The sequence below is a fragment of the Rhodococcus sp. KBW08 genome, assembly GCF_003852455.1.
Classification (GTDB): Bacteria; Actinomycetota; Actinomycetes; order Mycobacteriales; family Mycobacteriaceae; genus Rhodococcus_F; species Rhodococcus_F baikonurensis.
The window spans coordinates 437406-457122 of sequence record NZ_QAJJ01000002.1 but is presented as its reverse complement, the minus strand read 5'-3'; the positions used below and the strand labels follow the sequence as shown (position 1 = coordinate 457122).

17 protein-coding genes are annotated in these 19717 nt (G+C 63.6%); 14 read left to right on the top strand and 3 right to left on the bottom strand.

All coding sequences use genetic code 11. The features are described 5' to 3' along the window. Positions 1-54 precede the first annotated feature (54 nt). From DBV08_RS02485 to secA, 7 genes are all read left to right on the top strand, one after another. Positions 55-696 carry a dTMP kinase gene (locus tag DBV08_RS02485; RefSeq protein WP_095969092.1) on the top strand — a complete coding sequence of 214 codons (642 nt, stop codon included), beginning with the start codon at positions 55-57 and terminating at the stop codon, positions 694-696. 116 nt (positions 697-812) lie between these two features. Beyond that, positions 813-1490 (top strand): MtrAB system response regulator MtrA, encoded by a 678-nt coding sequence (gene mtrA, locus DBV08_RS02480; protein WP_003941013.1) that lies wholly within the window; start codon positions 813-815, stop codon positions 1488-1490. Further along, positions 1487-3226, top strand: a complete 1740-nt coding sequence (gene mtrB / locus DBV08_RS02475; RefSeq protein WP_124566406.1) for an MtrAB system histidine kinase MtrB — start codon at positions 1487-1489, stop codon at positions 3224-3226. The genes mtrA and mtrB overlap by 4 nt, the downstream gene beginning before the upstream one ends. Then, positions 3223-5001 carry an MtrAB system accessory lipoprotein LpqB gene (gene lpqB, locus DBV08_RS02470; protein ID WP_124566405.1) on the top strand — a complete coding sequence of 593 codons (1779 nt, stop codon included), beginning with the start codon at positions 3223-3225 and terminating at the stop codon, positions 4999-5001. Before mtrB ends, lpqB begins: the two co-directional genes overlap by 4 nt. 67 nt (positions 5002-5068) lie before the next feature. Next, positions 5069-5767, top strand: a complete 699-nt coding sequence (locus DBV08_RS02465) for a ComF family protein (protein WP_124566404.1) — start codon at positions 5069-5071, stop codon at positions 5765-5767. 175 nt (positions 5768-5942) lie between these two features. Next, a complete protein-coding gene (hpf, locus tag DBV08_RS02460) occupies positions 5943-6623 on the top strand; it encodes a ribosome hibernation-promoting factor, HPF/YfiA family (RefSeq protein WP_003940893.1) in 681 nt (226 codons plus the stop codon). 130 nt (positions 6624-6753) lie between these two features. Beyond that, the gene (gene secA / locus DBV08_RS02455; RefSeq protein WP_124566403.1) at positions 6754-9597 is read left to right on the top strand and encodes a preprotein translocase subunit SecA; all 2844 of its coding nucleotides are present in this window, start codon (positions 6754-6756) and stop codon (positions 9595-9597) included. 36 nt (positions 9598-9633) lie between these two features. On the opposite strand, the gene DBV08_RS02450 is transcribed toward secA, so the two are convergent. Then, positions 9634-10152 (bottom strand): Rv3235 family protein, encoded by a 519-nt coding sequence (locus tag DBV08_RS02450; protein WP_260395256.1) that lies wholly within the window; start codon positions 10150-10152, stop codon positions 9634-9636. Positions 10153-10281: 129 nt separating this feature from the next. Between DBV08_RS02450 and DBV08_RS02445 the strand changes: the two genes are divergently transcribed. The 6 genes from DBV08_RS02445 (at position 10282) to DBV08_RS02420 (ending at position 16512) form a co-directional block, all read left to right on the top strand. Continuing rightward, a complete protein-coding gene (locus tag DBV08_RS02445; protein ID WP_124566402.1) occupies positions 10282-10707 on the top strand; it encodes an HAD-IA family hydrolase in 426 nt (141 codons plus the stop codon). Next, the gene (locus DBV08_RS02440) at positions 10701-12110 is read left to right on the top strand and encodes a wax ester/triacylglycerol synthase family O-acyltransferase (protein WP_124566401.1); all 1410 of its coding nucleotides are present in this window, start codon (positions 10701-10703) and stop codon (positions 12108-12110) included. The genes DBV08_RS02445 and DBV08_RS02440 overlap by 7 nt, the downstream gene beginning before the upstream one ends. Before the next feature lie 23 nt (positions 12111-12133). Then, the gene (locus DBV08_RS02435; protein ID WP_020969223.1) at positions 12134-12634 is read left to right on the top strand and encodes a DUF6912 family protein; all 501 of its coding nucleotides are present in this window, start codon (positions 12134-12136) and stop codon (positions 12632-12634) included. 92 nt (positions 12635-12726) lie between these two features. Then, on the top strand, positions 12727-13845 hold the full coding sequence (locus tag DBV08_RS02430) for a ferredoxin reductase (protein ID WP_003940928.1): 1119 nt from the start codon (positions 12727-12729) through the stop codon (positions 13843-13845). Positions 13846-13869: 24 nt separating this feature from the next. Further along, complete coding sequence (locus DBV08_RS02425) at positions 13870-15132, top strand: acyl-CoA desaturase (protein WP_020907111.1); 1263 nt, start codon at positions 13870-13872, stop codon at positions 15130-15132. A gap of 138 nt (positions 15133-15270) precedes the next feature. Further along, positions 15271-16512, top strand: coding sequence for a fatty acid desaturase (locus DBV08_RS02420; RefSeq protein ID WP_003940700.1), 1242 nt, complete (start codon positions 15271-15273; stop codon positions 16510-16512). Positions 16513-16613: 101 nt separating this feature from the next. Here the strand turns inward: DBV08_RS02420 and rsgA are convergent, their stop codons facing one another. Together rsgA and aroA are read right to left on the bottom strand one after the other, a co-directional pair. After that, positions 16614-17651, bottom strand: a complete 1038-nt coding sequence (rsgA, locus tag DBV08_RS02415; protein ID WP_124566400.1) for a ribosome small subunit-dependent GTPase A — start codon at positions 17649-17651, stop codon at positions 16614-16616. After that, the gene (aroA, locus tag DBV08_RS02410) at positions 17600-18913 is read right to left on the bottom strand and encodes a 3-phosphoshikimate 1-carboxyvinyltransferase (RefSeq protein ID WP_124566399.1); all 1314 of its coding nucleotides are present in this window, start codon (positions 18911-18913) and stop codon (positions 17600-17602) included. The genes rsgA and aroA overlap by 52 nt, the downstream gene beginning before the upstream one ends. 49 nt (positions 18914-18962) lie before the next feature. On the opposite strand from aroA, the gene DBV08_RS02405 reads away from it, so the two are divergent. Continuing rightward, positions 18963-19715 carry an SOS response-associated peptidase gene (locus DBV08_RS02405; RefSeq protein ID WP_124566398.1) on the top strand — a complete coding sequence of 251 codons (753 nt, stop codon included), beginning with the start codon at positions 18963-18965 and terminating at the stop codon, positions 19713-19715. The last annotated feature ends 2 nt before the right edge of the window (positions 19716-19717 follow it).

Sequence of the window (19717 nt, the reverse complement as noted above, 5' to 3'; positions counted from 1 at the left end):
GTGCCCGCCGTCCCCCGGTCTGCGCAAGCAGGCCGGGGGATAGGCTTGTCCGCCGTGGGAACACTGGTGGCATTGGAAGGCCTCGACGGAGCTGGAAAGCGAACGTTGATCGGCAAAGTGGAGAGCGAACTCCGCCGCGGCGGCACGTCGATCGCAACTCTGGATTTTCCGAGGTACGGAAAGTCGATCCACGCGGATCTTGCTGCCGAGGCACTCAAAGGATCACACGGAGATCTGGCTGAATCCGTGAACGCGATGGCAGTCCTGTTCGCCTTGGACCGCGCCGGTGCTGCGGATCGGATCTCGGAACTGTTGTCCACCAACGACATTGTTCTCCTCGACCGCTACGTGGCGTCCAACGCCGCCTACAACGCGGCGCGCGTGCATCAGGGCGTGGACGGCGAGATGGTCGCCTGGGTCCGTGAATTGGAGCTGGGCCGACTCGCTCTCCCCGCTCCCGATCTGCAGTTGTACCTCGACGTACCGGTAGCGCTCGCCGAGCAGCGCGCCCGCTCGCGTGAGGCCGAGGACGCGTCGCGTCAGCTCGACGCCTACGAGCGCGACGGCGGCCTGCAAGCAAGAACCGGTGAGCTGTACACGCAGTTGGCAGCGACGGCCTGGGTCTCACCCTGGTGGATCGTGGGGCCGGAGACGGACCCGGCCGACCTGGCGCACAGGCTCGCGGATTTCGCGTGATCGGTCACCCTTGCGGCCGTGATTCGAACTTTCCGGCACAGTAGAGGGAAAGACGCGGCACGCCGCACGGCCACGTAACGGTCTGATTCATCGCTCCGAGATGCAACGATAGGGATATGAAACCAAGGATTCTGGTTGTCGACGACGACACGGCACTCGCCGAGATGCTCACGATCGTGCTGCGTGGTGAGGGTTTCGATCCCTACGTGGTAGGCGACGGAACCCTGGCGCTCGCGGCAGTGCGTGAGACTCGGCCCGATCTGGTCCTGCTCGATCTCATGCTTCCCGGAATGAACGGCATCGACGTATGCCGGGTTCTGCGTGCGGATTCCGGTGTGCCCATCGTGATGCTGACGGCCAAGACCGACACCGTCGACGTCGTGCTCGGCCTCGAATCCGGTGCGGACGACTACATCATGAAGCCGTTCAAGCCGAAGGAGTTGGTGGCGCGGGTGCGCGCTCGCCTGCGCCGTACCGAAGAAGAACCGGCCGAACTGCTGAGCATCGCCGACATCGTGATCGACGTGCCGGCACACAAGGTCAGCCGCGGCAGCGAGCAGATCTCGCTCACACCACTCGAATTCGACCTGCTGGTCGCCTTGGCGCGCAAGCCGCGCCAGGTGTTCACCCGTGAAGTCCTCCTCGAGCAGGTGTGGGGATACCGCCATGCCGCCGACACCCGTCTGGTGAACGTGCACGTTCAGCGTTTGCGCGCCAAGGTCGAAACTGATCCCGAGAATCCCGAAGTGGTTCTGACGGTCAGGGGGGTCGGCTACAAGGCCGGACCGCCGTGAACGGAGTTTCCAGGTGGCGTCGTCGTCTCAACCGACGGCTGACGCCATTCCTGCGGTGGTGTCACTCGATGAGCAACACCCTCGCGCACACGTGGCGACGCTCGCTCCAGTTGCGAGTGGTCGTCTCGACTTTGACGCTGTCCTTGATCGTCATCGTCATTCTCGGCGTCGTGCTCACCAGCCAGATCACCGATCGGCTGTTGGAAACGAAGATCACTGCGGCGACCGAAGAAATGGACCGTGCCCGCGGCATCGTGGAAGACCAACTCGCCGGCGTCGACGATTCGACGGCACTGAACGTCCAATTGGAGAGCGCGGCGTCCGGACTGACGAGCCGTCGAAACCAGACCTCGGGCCAGGCCTCCGGTTCGGCCGGCACCTTCGATCCGGTGCTCATCGTGCCCGGGGACGGGCCGCGCCAGCCGACGAGTTCGGGCCCGGTCGATCAGATCCCCGACAACCTGCGCGAGTTCGTCAAACGCGGCCAGATCAGCTACCAATTCGCGACGGTGTCCAACCCGAACGGTTACTCCGGACCCGCGCTGATCATCGGTAGCCCCACCGCGTCGTCGATCTCCGGTCTCGAGCTGTACCTGATCTTCCCGCTGGCCAGCGAAGACCGAAGTCTCTCTCTGGTTCGAAGCACCCTGCTGATCGGTGGAGCGGTGTTGCTGGTGCTCCTGGCGGCGATTTCACTGTTGGTCGCCAGACAGGTCGTCCTTCCCATTCGATCGGCCTCACGGATCGCGGTGCGTTTCGCAGACGGCCGACTCAAGGAACGAATGCCGGTCCGCGGCGAGGACGACATGGCGCGCCTGGCCATGTCCTTCAACGAGATGGCCGAGAGTCTGTCGAAACAGATCACCCAACTCGAGGAGTTCGGCAGTCTCCAGAAACGCTTCACCTCCGATGTCAGCCATGAACTCCGCACTCCACTGACGACGGTCCGAATGGCAGCCGACCTGATCTACGACGGCAGTGAGAACCTCGACCCGATGCTGCGTCGGTCGTCGGAACTGCTTGTCGCCGAACTGGACAGGTTCGAGGGGCTACTGGCAGACCTCCTCGAGATCTCCCGCCACGACGCCGGCGTCGCGGAACTCGCGTCCGAACAACTCGACGTGCGTATGTGCGCTCGAGCGGCGGTTTCCACGGTTCGCCATCTCGCCCGCGAATCCGGCACCGAACTGATCGTGGACATGCCCGACGAGCCCGTCATGGCCGATGTGGATCCGCGCCGCGTCGAACGCATCCTGCGAAATCTCCTGGCCAACGCCATCGATCACGGTGAAGGGAAGCCGATCCTGCTTCGCCTTCGCGCCGACGACAATGCTCTCGCCTTCATCGTCCGTGACAGTGGTGTGGGATTGCGGCCAGGGGAGGAGAAGTTGGTCTTCAATCGGTTCTGGCGATCGGACCCGTCCCGCGTGCGCCGCAGTGGTGGCACCGGACTCGGCCTCGCGATCAGCGTCGAGGACGCGAATCTGCACGACGGCAAGCTCGAAGCCTGGGGCGAACCAGGCGTCGGCGCCTGCTTCCGGCTGACGCTCTCGCGTACCCGCGGCAAGAAAGTCGTGTCGAGTCCGCTGCCGCTCAAGCCGACGACCACCAAATTCGTGCGCACACCGAGCGAAGCCGACATCGTCGCCGATACGGTCGGCGAGGTCACGTCGTCCCTGCCGACTCCGCGTGAACCGGACTCGCGGAACGAGTCCAGTGGCGGAGATCGATCATGATCGGAACCCGCCGTCGTCTGGGACTTCTCGCAACAACGCTCAGCGTGCTGTTGCTGACCGGCGCGTGCGCGAGTTTGCCCGAGTCCTCGTCGCCGCAGGCAATCGGAACTCTGGCAACAGCCGTGCCCGGAACCTCCGTCGAATCACCGGCATCAGGGCGAGAGCCGGACCTGCTGGTACGCGACTTCGTCAAGGCGAGTACCGATCCGTCCAACCGGCATGCCGCAGCACGTCAGTACCTCACCAAGGACGCGTCGGCGCGCTGGGACGACGCGTCCAGCGCCGTCATCGTCGACAAGATCGACACCCTGTCCGCATCGCGAACCAGTTCCGAAGCGGTGTACACGATTCGGGTGAACAAGGTCGGTCGCCTCGATCCGGGCGGACTGTACGTTCCCGAAGAGGGCAGCTTCGAAGCGAGGATGACCCTGACGTTGACCGACGGCGAATGGCGGATCAGTGATCTGCCACCCGGTGTGATCATGGAGCGCCCGCAGTTCCTCGGCGCCTATCAGCGCAAGTCGTTGTTCTTCCTCGACCCCACGAGTCAGACGGTCGTCCCCGACCTTCGCTGGATTTCCGGCGGGCAGGACCAGGTGGCAGCTCAGCTGATCGGTCTGATGATCGACGGACCGAAGGCAGCGCTGGCGCCGGCTGTACGAAACGAACTCGGCAATGGCGTGTCGGTGATCGGTCCGATCACCAAGGCCGACGGCAAGCCGGGACAGGTCGGTGTCGGGCTAGGTGGCGTGCGCATCAACTTCCGCCTCGACAACCCGATGGATGCTGCTACTCGTGGATTGTTTGCAGCACAGGTCATTTGGACGCTCGCCAATGCCGATGTCGCGGGACCGTACGTACTGGAGATCGACGGCGAACCGCTGGACGCAGCTCATGCGGACGGCTGGACCACCGCTGACGTCGCATCCACCAACCCGCTGGCCACCACGAGTGCGACCGTCGGACTGCACGCCCTGCGCAACGGCTCACTGGTGAGCGTCACCGAGCAGGAGGCGGCTCCGGTGCCCGGCTTCGCGGGCACTGCGGGCAACCTCACAGCGGCCGCTCTCTCCCGGGACGGCAAGTTGGTGGCAGCCGTCGCGGACACTGCTCGGCCGGATCCAGCCACAAGATTCGACTTGTCGCTCGGGACCTACGGCGAAGGATCCGTTCCGGTACTCGAAGGCAGTGCCATCACCCGACCTTCGTGGGAGCTGGACAACAACGCGGTCTGGGCGGCCGTGAACGGCAATACCGTCGTACGGGTCGTCCGTGAACCAGGCACCGGCCGGGTGTCGGTCACCAATGTCGATGTCGGGGCCCTGACGTCGGTCGGTTCCACGATCTCGGAACTACGACTCTCCCGTGACGGTGTGCGAGCGGCGATGATCATCGACGGCAAGGTCTACCTGGCCGTAGTCGTGCGCACAGCCAGCGGGGTCTACGCCCTGACGAGTCCACGCGCTGTGGCCTCCGGTTTGGGCAGTACCGCGCTCTCGCTCGACTGGAGCAACAGCGACACCATCGTGATCGCGCGCAGTGGAGCCGACATACCGGTCGTCCAGGTCGCGATCGACGGTTCCCGAATGGACGCGCTGCCGAGTGGAAACCTGACGGCTCCCGTCACCTCCGTGGATGCGTCGCCGACCACCGAGTACGTGGCCGACGCGCGCGCGGTGTTCCAACTGAACAACAACGACCCCGCCGGGGATCGTCGTTGGCGTGAAGTGACCGTGCTGACCGGACAGAAAGCCATCCCGGTTCTACCTGGCTGACGCGTCTCCACCCGGCTGACGCGTCGGCGCTCGGTTTCATGTCGGTGCCCCAGGTCATGATTCGGCCATGGGGGACAAGAAATTCGGTGCCGGCCTGCTCGATCTGTTGTTGCCGCGCGAGTGTGGTGGGTGTGGCCGCACGGGGACTCTGTGGTGTCGTGAGTGCGCGGAACTGATGCGTGACCATCCGGTTCAACTGAGTCCGCGCGTCGACCCGGGCGTGCCGGTGTGGGCACTCGGCCGCTACGACGGCCCCAGACGACGCAGTGTGATCGAGATGAAGGAACGGGGTCGTCGGGACCTCGCGACGCCTCTGGGGATCGCTGTGGCCGGTGCATTGGCCACGCTGGAACGGTGGGGCGAGCTCGGCACCGGGATTCGGGACCCGATCGTCCTGGTGCCGGCACCCACACGCGCCCGCGCGGCGCGCTCTCGCGGGGGTGATCCCGTGCGCCGGGTAGCCGAGAGTGTGCGCGAAAAGCGCGAAACCGGTTCTGCTGTGGCTCGTCCGATACGAGTGTGTCCGATTCTCCGGATGACGCGGGGCGTACGTGACTCGGTCGGGCTGTCCGCGGCCGACCGGGTGACCAATGTGAACGGTCGTGTGTCTCTCGACACCACAGCGATCTCTTCCATGGCGCAGGACAGCGACATCGTCGTGCTCGACGACGTCCTGACCACGGGAGCGACTGCGGCAGAGTCGGTTCGGGCTCTCTCGCTCAGTGGGATTCGGACAACTCTCGTGCTTGTCCTTGCAGGGGCTTAGATGAATTTCGTTGGAACAGTGGCACTCGCGCGCGTTACGTACTAGCGTCGGCGGCACACCCGAAAATACTGGTAGGAGGTGGTACTTCGATACTGGTGCCGGGCGGATCCCCTCTCGGTACTTGCAGAATTTGCCGCCGCCCACCGTGGGGCGGGGCCGTAATTGGGAGGTACGAGTGACGACCCCTTCGCAAGCCTCGTTTTTCATCGAGGACGCCACCATCGAGCGTTCCGAGAATGCCGCAGCTCCGAGATCCGACGTCGTAGTCAAGGGACGAAATGTCGAGATCCCCGATCACTTCCGAATCTACGTTTCGGAAAAGCTGGCGCGACTCGAACACTTCGACCCCTCCATATTCCACTTCGACGTGGAACTCCAACATGAACGCAACCGACGACAGGCGAAGAGTTGCCAGCGCGTCGAGATCACCGCTCGAGGTAAAGGCCCGGTGGCCCGAGCCGAAGCGTCCGCAGACAGCTTCTACGCCGCCTTCGAATCGGTGATCGACAAGCTCGAGAGTCGCCTCCGTCGAACCAAGGACCGCAAGAAGGTCCATTACGGTGACAAGCGACCGGTATCCGTCGCGGAGGCAACCGCCTCCCTCGTCGATGCAGACTCACTCGGAGTCACACCGGACATTTCGCTGAACGGTCAAGAGCCGGACGAGTACGACGGCCCCGGACGCGTGGTCCGCACGAAGGATCACCCGGCCGAGCCGATGACCATCGACGACGCTCTCTACGAGATGGAACTGGTCGGACACGACTTCTTTCTCTTCCATGACAAGGAGTCGGACAAGCCGTCCGTCGTCTACCGTCGTCACGCTTTCGACTACGGATTGATCCGCCTGACATGACCGAATCGGTGGTGGGTTTGCTCGCTCGCCGCCGGTAGCGCCTACCATGGAATCCGGCCGGAGTTTTCGGACCCCGGCCGGATTTTCAGTGTGTGACCCCTGTCGCCGAAGATTGAGGACGAAGAAGACTGTGCCGTCGCTGTCGCTATCGAAGCTGCTCCGTGTTGGTGAAGGTCGCATGGTCAAGCGGCTCAAGCACATCGCCGAGCATGTCGAATCTCTGTCGCCCGATGTCGAAGGCCTGACAGACGAGCAACTCAAAGCCAAGACCACCGAGTTCCGTGAGCGCTACGCCGCCGGGGAATCCCTCGACGAGCTGCTGCCCGAGGCATTCTCCGTGGCCCGCGAGGCGTCGTGGCGCGTGATCGACCAGAAGCACTTCCACGTGCAGATCATGGGTGGAGCGGCCCTGCACTTCGGCAACGTCGCCGAGATGAAGACCGGTGAGGGCAAAACCCTGACCTGCGTTCTTCCGGCATACCTCAACGCGATCGCCGGCGACGGCGTCCACGTGGTCACAGTCAACGACTACCTCGCCAAGCGTGACTCGGAGTGGATGGGCCGCGTTCACCGCGCCCTCGGCCTCGAGACCAGCGTGATCCTCTCGGGCATGACGCCGGCCGAGCGTCGCGTCGCCTACGCAGCGGACATCACCTACGGAACCAACAACGAGTTCGGTTTCGACTACCTGCGCGACAACATGACGCATTCGTTGGACGACCTGGTCCAGCGTGGCCATGCGTTCGCCATCGTGGACGAGGTCGACTCGATCCTCATCGACGAAGCGCGAACTCCGCTCATCATCTCGGGCCCGGCCGACGGCTCCAGCAAGTGGTACAGCGAATTCGCGCGCATCGCGCCGCTGCTGAAGAAGGACGTTCACTACGAGGTCGACATCCGCAAGCGCACCATCGGTGTGCACGAGGCGGGCGTCGAACTGGTCGAGGACCAGCTCGGTATCGACAACCTGTACGAAGCCGCGAATTCGCCGCTGGTGAGCTACCTGAACAACGCGATCAAGGCCAAAGAGCTCTACACCAAGGACAAGGACTACATCGTCCGTGACGGTGAGGTCATCATCGTCGACGAGTTCACCGGCCGCGTGCTGGTCGGCCGCCGCTACAACGAGGGCATGCACCAGGCGATCGAGGCCAAGGAGAAGGTGGAGATCAAGGCGGAGAATCAGACCCTCGCCACGATCACCTTGCAGAACTACTTCCGTCTGTACGACAAGTTGTCGGGCATGACGGGTACCGCCGAGACGGAAGCTGCCGAGCTTCATCAGACCTACACCCTCGGCGTGATTCCGATCCCGACCAACCGTCCGATGGTTCGAGTCGACAACGGCGACCTCATCTACAAGACCGAGGAAGCCAAGTTCGACGCGGTGGTCGACGACGTCGTCGAGCGCCACGAGAACGGCCAGCCCGTCCTCATCGGTACCACCAGCGTCGAGCGCTCGGAGTACTTGTCCAAGCAGTTCACCAAGCGCGGTGTCGCCCACAACGTCCTGAACGCGAAGTTCCACGAGAAGGAAGCGACCATCATCGCCGAGGCCGGTCGGTCCGGTGCGGTCACTGTCGCGACCAACATGGCCGGCCGCGGTACCGACGTCGTGCTCGGTGGTAACCCGGACATCATCGCCGACATCGCGCTGCGCAAGAAGGGCCTCGATCCGGTTACGACGCCGGACGAGTACGAGGCAGCGTGGGACGCAGTTCTGGACGAGGTCAAGGCCGAGGTCAAGGCCGACGCCGAGAAGGTCCGCGATGCCGGCGGCCTGTACGTCCTGGGCACCGAGCGTCACGAATCACGTCGTATCGACAACCAGTTGCGTGGTCGTTCCGGACGTCAGGGTGATCCCGGCGAATCGCGGTTCTACCTCTCGCTCGGTGACGAGCTCATGCGCCGCTTCAACGGTTCGGCACTCGAGTCGATCATGACGCGCCTGAACCTGCCCGACGACGTCCCGATCGAAGCCAAGATGGTCTCGAAGGCCATCAAGAGTGCTCAGACCCAGGTGGAGCAGCAGAACTTCGAGATTCGCAAGAATGTCCTCAAGTACGACGAGGTCATGAACCAGCAGCGAACGGTCATCTACAAAGAGCGCCGCCAGATCCTCGAGGGTGAGGACATGGAGGGCCAGGTCGAGCAGATGATCACCGACGTGGTCACCGCCTACGTCGACGGCGCCACCGCTGAGGGATACGTCGAGGACTGGGATCTCGAGCAGCTGTGGACTGCGCTCAAGACGCTGTACCCGGTCGGTATCGATCACAAGACGTTGGCGGGGGAGGACGGCGCAGGCATCAACAGTGACCTGAGTCGTGACGACCTGCGAACCGCTTTGCTCGAAGACGCCCACGCGGCGTACAAGAAGCGTGAGGCCGAGATCGATGCGATCGCCGGCGAAAACGGTATGCGCGAACTCGAGCGTCGTGTCTTCCTCTCGGTCCTGGACCGCAAGTGGCGTGAGCATCTCTACGAGATGGATTACCTCAAGGAGGGAATCGGTCTGCGTGCGATGGCCCAGCGCGATCCATTGGTCGAGTACCAGCGCGAGGGTTACGACATGTTCATCGGCATGCTCGACGGATTGAAGGAAGAGTCCGTCGGATTCCTCTTCAATCTCCAGGTCGAGGCAGCGCCGGCTCAGCCCGCGAGTGGAATTTCCGTCACCGCAGGCTCGGCCGCCGCGGCGTCGGCCACGGCGCCCAAGCCGCTCCCGACGCAGGAAGCTGCGGCCAGGACTGCCGGAACTGCTGCCCCGACGGCGTTGCGCGCCAAGGGACTTGACGACGAAGGTCCGTCACGACTGACGTACACCGGCCCGGACGAGGACGGCAAGGCGAAGGCAACTCGCGACTCGGCCGCCGACTCCGGTGACGGCGCCGCCTCGCGTCGCGAACGTCGTGAAGCAGCGCGGACGCAGTCGAAGAGCAATCGGGCTCCGAAGTCCAAGCGCAAGCGCTGAGAAACCAGCGCAGGTAGTACTCGGCAGGCTGGACGGTCACACCACGTGTAGTGCGGTGACCGTCCAGCCTGTTCCGTCTGTGCGGTCGATCCGACCCGCGACGGCAAACGTCTGCGTGCCTCGTGTGTACGTCGCACATACTTCGGCGGTACTCTCCGACACTGCTTGAACGTGGGTGCGGTGAACGGCCGCGCCGCCCAGCTTTCGGGCCGGGAAATCCGAAGTGTAAAGTCGTGCAACAACTTCCAGGACGGACGGCGTCAACACGCCCTTGAGCTGTCGTGGATTTCGTCGTCGGTCGACGGTTTCGAGAACCAGGCGAAGCGATCGATTCCAGAAGATGTCGGCACCTGCCAAGCGCGGTTCCGGAGTGTGAGTGAACCCGGCACCGGGCGACGTTCCGTTGTGCGGCGACTTTCGCGGGCGATGCAGCATCCGGTCTGTTCGGCACTGCATTCGGTCTGGCCGACACTGTGGCCGCACCAGCACGACGGTGTGTGCGTGCGGCTCGAAGTGCGGCGCCGGCTCGAGAATGATTGCGCAGTCCTGCTCCATGACATCCCCCCGGATGATCGTGCGTCCGAGACAACCGTCTCGACTTCGCTCCCCCGAGCGATGGTGAGAAGCATGACACGAAACGCTCGAGATGTCGCCGTGATCACCATCGCGACTTAGGGTGATGGCGTGCGGGGACTTCTGTTGGATGTCGGTGGCGTGCTGTTCGGTCCGGGATCGGATCTCGACGGCTTGAGCGCGGTCGTGCGCGCGGTGAGGGCCCGCGGAATCGTGACGGGAATCGTCAGCAATGATCCCGGCGGTGCCAATGCTCAGTGGTTGCGGGATCTCGGTGACGGGGTCTTGGTCGACGACGTGATCTTGTCCGGTGACGTCGAGATGGCGAAGCCCGACGCCGAGATCTATCTGTTGGCTGCGAGTCGGTTGGGCGTCGATCCGGGGGAGTTCGTCTTCGTGGACGATCTCGAGGTGAACGTTCGCGCGGCGGTGGCCGTCGGGATGGTCGGGGTCCATCACGTCGGCTCGGAATCGACCATCGAGGAGTTGTCGATTCTGTTCGAGCTCGGCGAAGGAGGGGACACGAAGCCATGGTGAACAGACTGACCACTCAGGACGCGGCCTTCTACTTCCTCGAAGCCGGGACGACGCCGATGCATGTCGGCTCGTTGGGGATTTTCCGGCAATTGCGAAACGGGATCGATCACGAGGAATTGCTTCGCCTGGTCGAAGATCGGCTCGGATCGGTTCCGCGGTACCGCCAGAGAGTTCGTGAGGTGGCGTTCGGGCTGGCCCGCCCGGTGTGGGTGGACGACTCGGATTTCGACATCACGTACCACGTACGTCGATCGGCTCTGCCCAAGCCGGGGTCCGACGAACAGCTGATGGATCTGATCGCGCGGCTGACGTCGAGACCTCTCGACAGCACGAGACCGCTGTGGGAGATGTACCTGGTCGAGGGGCTGAGCAGAAACAGATTTGCCATCTTCACGAAGTCCCATTCGTCGTTGGTGGACGGCGAGGCGGCTCCCGAGATCAGTCAGGTGATCTTCGATCCGGAGAAGAATCGAGCGCCCGGCCCCGAAGAATTGTGGATGCCCGCCAGGCCGCCGAGCGATACCAGCTTGTTGGTCAGCGCGCTGGCGGATCTCGTGACGAGCCCGGGGGAGGGGATCGCGCGGGCGCGTGCGGCGTTCAACGACGTGACCACGTCCGTCACCGAGGCGGTGAGCGCACTCGGAAAGCTCGCAGAAGTCGTTCGAACGGCGACGCAGGTTGCCCCGTCGAGCCCGCTCAACGCCACAATCTCGCGCAATCGACGCCTCGCGGTGGCCAAGACGTCACTCGAGGACTATCGACGCATTCGCGCGCGGTACGGGTGCGAGATCAACGACGTGATTCTGACCGTCATCGCTGGAGCGATGCGGAACTGGTTGCTCTCGCGTGGCGAGCCGGTGACCGAGGCGACGATCGTGCGGGCGATGGTGCCCATGTCGGTCTACACGGATGGCCCCGAGAGTCCCGACGTCGACGATCCGCAGGCGCCGGGACATGTTTCCTCGTTCCTCATCGACCTGCCTGTCGGTGAACCCAACGCTGTGGTTCGGCTCTCGCACGTGGCGCATGCGACGGAGGCATTCGCGCGTCAGGGTCGGCGAGTCACCGCGCAGACGATGGTGCGAATGTCCGGGTTTGCGCCGTCGACGCTGCATGCGATGAGCTCCCGGGCGGCCAGCAGTCTGTCGCAGCGAATGTTCAACTTGATGATCACCAATGCGCCAGGGCCGCAGTTCCCGCTCTACCTCGGCGGAGCTCGGATGCTGGAGATGTATCCGGTGTCGCCACTGCTCAAGAATCAGACACTCAGCATTGCCCTGACGTCGTACGACGGAAATGTCTACTACGGTTTGAATGCCGACCGTGACGCGATGTCGGACGTCGACGTCGTTCGTTCGCTGATCTTCGAGTCACTCGAGGAATTGACGGATGCGAGTCGGTGACGAACGAGCATGAAGGTGGTCTCATGAGGGTGTACGTACCGGCGACGGTCGAGATTTTGCAGAAGTTGGTCGCAGATCAGGAGTTCGACCCGATGAGCCGGACGGCTTTTGCGGTCACCCCGACGTTGCGTGAGTCGTACGCGGCGGGGGACGACGACGAGTTGGCCGAGGTCGCCATGGGTGAGGCTGCGCGTGCGTCGCTGCGGCTGATCGCCGGAACCGAGGGCGACGTCACCTTCCGGCGTGCTGTCGTTGCCGCCGACGTCGACGATGCCGATGTGAAGTTGCGGCCCGATCTCGACGATTCGGTAGTCCGATTGGCAGGTCCTGTCACGATGGCTCAGGTTGCATCTGTGCATGTCGACCTCGAACAGGCAGAATCGGACATCGAGCGCGCTGCTGGCATAGTCGACGCGGCGGATCTCGGTGATGCCGATGCCGAGTTCACGCTCGGCGACGCGGAGGACCACGAGTTGGCGTGGTACGCCGCGCAGGAGTTGCCGTTCTTGCTCGACCTGCTGTAAATGTGCTTACCGTCAAGTAACCTACGGTACCGTAACCTGATAACCTACGGTACCGTAGGCAGTGGGTTCGGAAGGTGAGAGGTGGAGGTCTGATGGGTCTGAAGGACTGGATCGAGGCACCGGCGGCGTCGGTAGTTCCGGCAGCGCGGTCGAAGCTCAATCTGCTTCGCGGTGCGGCGGCTCGGCTGACCACACCATTGCTTCCCGACGACTATCTGCACCTCGCAAATCCGTTGTGGTCCGCCCGCGAGCTGCGTGGTCAGATCGTCGAAGTCCGGCCCGAGACCACGGATTCGGCGACCATCGTCATCAAGCCGGGTTGGGGATTCGACTTCAACTACCAGCCGGGGCAGTACATCGGCATCGGCCTGCATATCGACGGCCGGTGGCACTGGCGGTCGTACTCACTCACTTCTCCTCCCAACTGGGAGAACAAGCGCATCTCCATCGCGGTCAAGGCCATGCCCGAGGGCTTCCTCTCGAGCCACCTCGTCAGCGGCGCGGTGCCGTCGGGAACCATCGTTCGACTGGCCACGCCGTCGGGCAACTTCGCGTTGCCTGATCCGCCGCCGGAGAAGATCCTGTTCATCACCGCGGGCAGTGGCATCACTCCGGTCATGGGCATGCTGCGGACGATGAACCGGCGCGGTCAATTGCCCGACGTCATGCACATCCACTCGGCTCCGACGGAATCCGACGTGATGTTCGCCGACGAACTCACGGCACTGCACGCAGAGCACGAGGACTTCGTGAGCCACGTTCAACTCACGCGCCGTGACGGAAAGTTCAAACTCAGTTCACTCGACACGGTCTGCCCCGACTGGCGTGAGCGCCATACCTGGGCGTGTGGACCACTTCCGTTGCTCGACGAGCTCGAAGACGTCTGGAAGGCGGAAGGCATCGAGGATCGACTCCACATGGAGCGGTTCGCGGTGTCGCGCATCGACGCTTCGGCGGACGGCGGCACGGTCACGTTCGAGAAATCGGGTAAGACGATCACCGTCGACGGCGCGACGACCCTTCTGGAGGCCGGCGAGCAGTCCGGTGCCTTGATGCCCTTCGGTTGCCGTATGGGCATCTGCCAGACGTGTGTCGTACCTCTCGTTGCCGGCCACGCGATCGATCTACGTTCGGGTAAACAGCACGCGGAGGGTGAGCGCATTCAGACGTGCATCTCCGCTGCCGCCGGCGACTGTACGCTGGACGCATAGCTTCTAGGCACACGGAGGACCACGGTGGCCATCACCGATATCAAAGAGTTTTCGCACCTCACCGAGGCCGATGTCGAAGCTCTCGGACGTGAACTCGATCAGATTCGACTCGACATCGAAGACTCTCGTGGAATCCGGGACGCCCGCTACATTCGTCGCGTCATTCGCGTCCAGCGGGCGTTGGAGCTCGGCGGGCGTATCGCGCTGTTCGGCAGTCGGTACCGACCGGCATGGCTGGTCGGTACGACCCTGCTGAGCCTGTCGAAAATCATCGAGAACATGGAACTCGGGCATAACGTCATGCACGGGCAATGGGACTGGATGAACGATCCCGAGATTCACTCCGTCTCGTGGGAGTGGGACCAGACCGGTCCTTCCGAGCACTGGAAGCGCGCCCACAACTACCAGCACCACACGTACACCAACGTCGTCGGGATGGACGAGGATCTCGGTTTCGGGATTCTGCGTATGACGCGTGACGAGCCGTGGAAGCCGATCAACCTGTTCCAGCCGATCGCCAACGTGATCTTGGCGGCCACGTTCGAGTGGGGCATCGCGCTGCACGACCTCACGGCGGCAGCCGAGTTGGAGGGCGCGGAAAAGGGACAACTGAACTCGCAGGCGAACAAAGACTTCGCGCGCAAGATCTTTCGTCAGGTGGGCAAGGACTTCATCTTGTTCCCGGCTCTGACGGGGCCGGCGTGGAAGTCGACCATGACGGCCAATGCCACCGCGAATCTCGTGCGCAACCTGTGGGCGTACGTCGTCATCTTCTGTGGCCACTTCCCGGACGGTGCCGAGAAGTTCACGGTTGCCGAATTCGAGCAGGAGACTCGTCACGAGTGGTACCTGCGCCAGATGCTCGGTAGTGCGAACTTCAATTCGGGCAAGCTCATGGGACTCATGAGCGGCAATCTGAGTTACCAGATCGAGCATCACGTGTTCCCTGATCTGCCGAGTAACCGCTATCCCGAAATCGCTGTGAAGATGCGTGCATTGTGCGAGAAGTTCGATCTCCCGTACACCACCGGTTCGCTCTTCAAGCAGTATCTTCTGGCTCTGCGCACGATCCACAAGTTGGCTTTGCCGGACAAGTGGCTGACCGCAACCTCGGACAATGCTCCGGAAACCTCTTCGGAACTACGGTTCCGCGACTCGGGATTCCGGGATGCAGCCATGGCGATGGTCGAGGACCTTCGTACGGATCCGGTCACCGGTAAGCGTCTCGGTTTGTTGACCGCACTCAAGTCACAGGCCCGTTCCCGCATGCCGAAGCGCCGGAAGTGATATAGGTTACATCGGGAAAAACCTAACCTACGGTGCCGTAAGTTACGCTACAGTAGGTGCAGTTGATCTGAACGATTCGCATTCATGATCGTTCTGCACTTACTACTTTGCGCCTAACTCACTGCTAGGAGGCTTTCCATGGCGATTGCAGATGTCAAGGAATACGCACATCTCACGGACGCCGACATCGAGGCGCTCGGCCGCGAACTCGACGCGATCCGTCGCGACATCGAGGAGTCGCGCGGCGAGAAGGACGCGCGCTACGTGCGCAACGTCATTCGCCTGCAGCGTTCGCTCGAAATCGGGGGCCGCGCAGTGCTTTTCGCCAGCCGTCGTCGTCCGGCGTGGCTTGCCGGAGTTGGACTGCTGACGCTCTCGAAGATCATCGAGAACATGGAACTCGGGCACAACGTGATGCACGGGCAGTGGGACTGGATGAACGACCCGGAGATCCACTCCACCTCGTGGGAGTGGGACGTCACCGGCCCGTCTGCACACTGGAAGCAGACCCACAACTACCTGCATCACAAGTACACCAACGTCCTCGGAATGGACGACGACGTCGGATACGGCCTCCTTCGCGTCACCCGCGATCAGCGCTGGAAGCCCTTCAATGCCGGCAACCTGGTCTACAACACGCTGCTCGCTCTGTTCTTCGAGTACGGCATCGCCGCTCAGCACCTCGAGCTGGGCAAGGTGGCCAAGGGCCGCGCCGACAAGGAAGAGACGCAGCGCAAGCTTCGCGAGGTCGGCGAGAAGATCGGCAAGCAGGTCCTGCGCGACTACGTCATCTACCCGGCCATCACCGGACCGGCGTGGAAGAGCACGTTGTCGGCCAACTTCACCGCCAACACCCTGCGGAACGTGTGGACCAACGCGGTCATCTTCTGCGGTCACTTCCCGGACGGTGCCGAGAAGTTCACCAAGGAAGACATCGACAAGGAAACACAGGCTCAGTGGTACCTGCGTCAGATGCTCGGCAGCGCCAACATCGAGGGCAGCGCGCTCATGGACTTCATGACTGGCAACCTGAGCTACCAGATCGAGCATCACCTGTTCCCCGATCTGCCCAGCAACCGCTACAAGGACATCGCGGTCACGGTGCGTCAGCTCGCGGACAAGTACGACTTGCCGTACACGACGGGCCCGCTTGCCGTGCAGTACGCCAAGTCCTGGCGCACCATCGCCAAGCTGTCGCTGCCGAACAAGTACCTCAAGGACACCGTCGACAATGCGCCCGAGACGGCGTCGGAGCGGATGTTCGACGGCGAACTGACGTCGACCGTCGATCCCGTGACCGGGCGTCGCAGCGGCCTCAAGAGCGCCATCGCACGCAAGCGTAAGAGCGGCAAGCTGCGCAGCCTCCTGGGCCTTCGCTGATTTCCCGCCTGCGCTGACCAGAACAGAAGCGGCCCGACACCATTCGATGGTGTCGGGCCGCTTTGCTGTTCTCGCGCTGGGGCGTCGTGCAGGGGTGTCGCTCAGTACTGATCGTTGGACTTGATCGCTTCCAGCAGTTGTCGCACCGCGACGACGCGTCGAGCTGATTTGCCCTCCAGCAGGTCGAGCTTGCATTCGGGATCCGCCGGCGGCCCCAGATGCGTGCATCCGCGCGGGCAATCCTCGATCGCCGCGGCAAGGTCCGAGAATGCCGCCACCACATTCTCGGGTGAGATATGTGCAAGGCCGAACGAACGGATGCCGGGAGTGTCGATGACCCAGCCGCCGCCGGCGAGGGGGAGTGCCACCGATTGTGTCGACGTGTGCCGGCCCTTGCCGACGCCGGACACGATGCCGACCGCTCGATTGGCGTCGGGGACAAGACGATTGACCAGTGTCGACTTTCCGACGCCGGAATGCCCGATCAGGGCGGTCAGCTTGTGCTCGAGGATCTGCGTCAGTTCGTCCAGTGGATCGTCGCGACCGGCGACGACCACTTGGATGTCGAGGTCGGCGAAAGTGCTCGCGAATTCCTCGGGTGGTTCGAGGTCGCTCTTGGTCAGGCAGACGATCGGTGTCAGGCCGCCCACGTAGGCGGCGACCAGTGCGCGCTCGACGAAGCCGGTGCGCGGCGGGGGATCGGCGAGTGCCACGACGATGAGTAACTGCTGGGCGTTCGCGACGACGATGCGTTCGAAGGGATCGGTGTCGTCCGCGGTTCGGCGCAGAACCGTAGAACGCTCGGAGACCCGGACAATGCGAGCCAGAGTATCGGTTTTACCCGACAGGTCGCCGACAATGTCCACCTGATCGCCGACGACGATCGGGGTGCGGCCCAACTCGCGGGCGCGCATCGTGACGATCAGCCGGTCGGGATCACCGCCGAGGACGCAACCCCAACGGCCACGATCCTTCGACACCACCATCCCCGATTCAGCCGAGAGATGTTCGGGCCGAGTCTTCGTACGGGGGCGGGATCCGCGTCCGGGGCGTACCCGGACGTCGGACTCGTCGTACTGCCGCGGACTCAGAAGCTTGCCTTCGGCGTCGCAGTCGAACTCTCGAGCATGTCGACCCACATGTTCTCGAAGCCGGGCAGTGTCTTGGCGGTGGTTCCTACATCGTCGACCTCGACGCCGTCGACGACCAGGCCGATGATGGCGCCGGCTGTTGCCATGCGGTGGTCGGCATACGAGAGCCATTGTCCGTCATGAAGTTCCGCGGGAACGATCGTCAGGCCGTCATCGGTTTCGGTGACGGAGCCGCCGAGCTTGTTGATCTCGTCGGCGAGGGCGGCCAGACGGTCGGTCTCGTGCCCGCGCAGGTGTGCAATACCCCGTAGATGCGAGGTGCCCTCGGCGAGGGCGGCCAGGGCCGCGACGGTGGGGGTCAGCTCTCCCACGTCGTGGAGATCGATGTCGATGCCGCGCAGTTTCTCCGGGCCGCGAACGGTCAGCACACCATCGGCGAGAGTGACGTCGGCGCCCATCGAGGCGAGGATCCCGCGGATCGCGTCGCCGGGTTGCGTGGTCGACGACGGCCACATCGGAACGCTGACGGTTCCGCCGGTCACTGCGGCAGCGGCCAGGAACGGGGTGGCGTTGGAGAGATCGGGTTCAATCGCCCAGTCCACGGCGCGCACCGGCCCCGGTGCCACACGCCAGGTGTCCGCGTCACCGCCCGTGGCTGGTGTCGTCACGGAAACTCCGGCTTCGCGGAGCATCTCGACGGTCATGTCGATGTGCGGCATGGACGGGACGGGCTTGCCGTCGTGGTGGACGGTGACACCCTCTTCGAAGGCAGCAGCCGAGAGCAGGAGACCGGAGACGAACTGCGACGAACCGGATGCGTCGATGGTGACCGTCCCGCCGCGTAGGGATCCGGTTCCGGTGACGGTGAACGGGAGTGCGTCACCCTCGATGTGTGCGCCGAGACCGCGCAGGGCTTCCAAGATGGTGCCGAGTGGTCGTGTGCGTGCCTGCTCGTCGCCGTCGAAGCGAACGATGCCGTCGGCCATCGCGGCGAGCGGCGGCAGGAAGCGCATCACGGTGCCGGCCAGGCCGCAGTCGACCTCGCCGCCGCGCAAGGGCCCCGGGGTGATGCGAAGCGTGGTCGGATCGCCGGCTTCCTCGATACCGATGCCGAGGTCGCGCAGAGCTGCGATCATCAGGTCGGCGTCACGGCTGCGGAGTGCACCGGTGATCGTGGACGGGCCATCCGCAAGTGCGGCAAGAATCAGAGCTCGATTGGTGATGGACTTGGATCCGGGCAGCGTCACCACTGCATCGACGGGTGCTTGGGCCCTCGGGGCGCTCCACAGACTCAGACTCACATGGTCCATCTTCTCTCATCGGTGGGGGAATGGTCGAAACCGTGCCACCCTGGGTGTCATGTGCGGAAGGTATGCGACCACAGCGGACCCGGCCACCCTGGCGGTGGAACTCGATGCGCTCGACGAGACGGACCACTCGGCGCCCGTCGAAGCCGACTACAACGTGGCCCCCACGACCGAGGTGTTGACCGTCGTCGAACGCCACGATCGGGAGAACCCCGACAGCGATCCGACCAAGAGGATTCGGCGGATGCGCTGGGGATTGGTCCCGTCGTGGACCAAGGAGCTGGGCAAAGGCCCGGTCCTGTTCAACGCCCGCGCCGACTCGCTGGCGGAGAAGCCGGCGTTTCGGACCGCCTTCAAGTTCAAGCGTTGCCTGGTCCCCATGGACGGGTGGTACGAGTGGCAGACCGAGGCCACCGGCGGGAAGAAGGCCGCGAAAATTCCTTACTACATGCATCCCGACGACGGATCACGGCTGTTCATGGCGGGTGTGTGGTCTGCCTGGCGGGACCCGAGGGTCGAGAACGCGAGCCCCGTCCTGAGCTGCTCGATCGTCACAGTCGACTCTCTCGGTCACCTCGAGCAGGTTCACGACCGCATGCCCCTCGCCCTGCCTCGCGACCGCTGGGAGCCATGGCTCGATCCCGACAACACCGTCGATTCGGCCCTGCTCGAGCCGGTACCGGACCTCTTCGAACGAATCGACGTCGATCGAGTCCGGCCGCTGGTCAACAGTGTCAAGAACAACGGACACGAGTTGATCGAGCCGGACGTCGACCGTGCCGGCGAGCAGATCAGCCTGCTCTAGCA

Coding starts and splice junctions, on each gene's coding strand:
- mtrA (WP_003941013.1), top strand. CDS start 813: ATGAAACCAAGGATTCTGGTTGTCGACGACGACACGGCACTCGCCGAG.
- lpqB (WP_124566405.1), top strand. CDS start 3,223: ATGATCGGAACCCGCCGTCGTCTGGGACTTCTCGCAACAACGCTCAGC.
- DBV08_RS02465 (WP_124566404.1), top strand. CDS start 5,069: ATGGGGGACAAGAAATTCGGTGCCGGCCTGCTCGATCTGTTGTTGCCG.
- DBV08_RS02450 (WP_260395256.1), bottom strand. CDS start 10,152: ATGGAGCAGGACTGCGCAATCATTCTCGAGCCGGCGCCGCACTTCGAG.
- DBV08_RS02440 (WP_124566401.1), top strand. CDS start 10,701: ATGGTGAACAGACTGACCACTCAGGACGCGGCCTTCTACTTCCTCGAA.
- DBV08_RS02435 (WP_020969223.1), top strand. CDS start 12,134: ATGAGGGTGTACGTACCGGCGACGGTCGAGATTTTGCAGAAGTTGGTC.
- DBV08_RS02430 (WP_003940928.1), top strand. CDS start 12,727: ATGGGTCTGAAGGACTGGATCGAGGCACCGGCGGCGTCGGTAGTTCCG.
- DBV08_RS02420 (WP_003940700.1), top strand. CDS start 15,271: ATGGCGATTGCAGATGTCAAGGAATACGCACATCTCACGGACGCCGAC.
- aroA (WP_124566399.1), bottom strand. CDS start 18,913: ATGGACCATGTGAGTCTGAGTCTGTGGAGCGCCCCGAGGGCCCAAGCA.
- DBV08_RS02405 (WP_124566398.1), top strand. CDS start 18,963: ATGTGCGGAAGGTATGCGACCACAGCGGACCCGGCCACCCTGGCGGTG.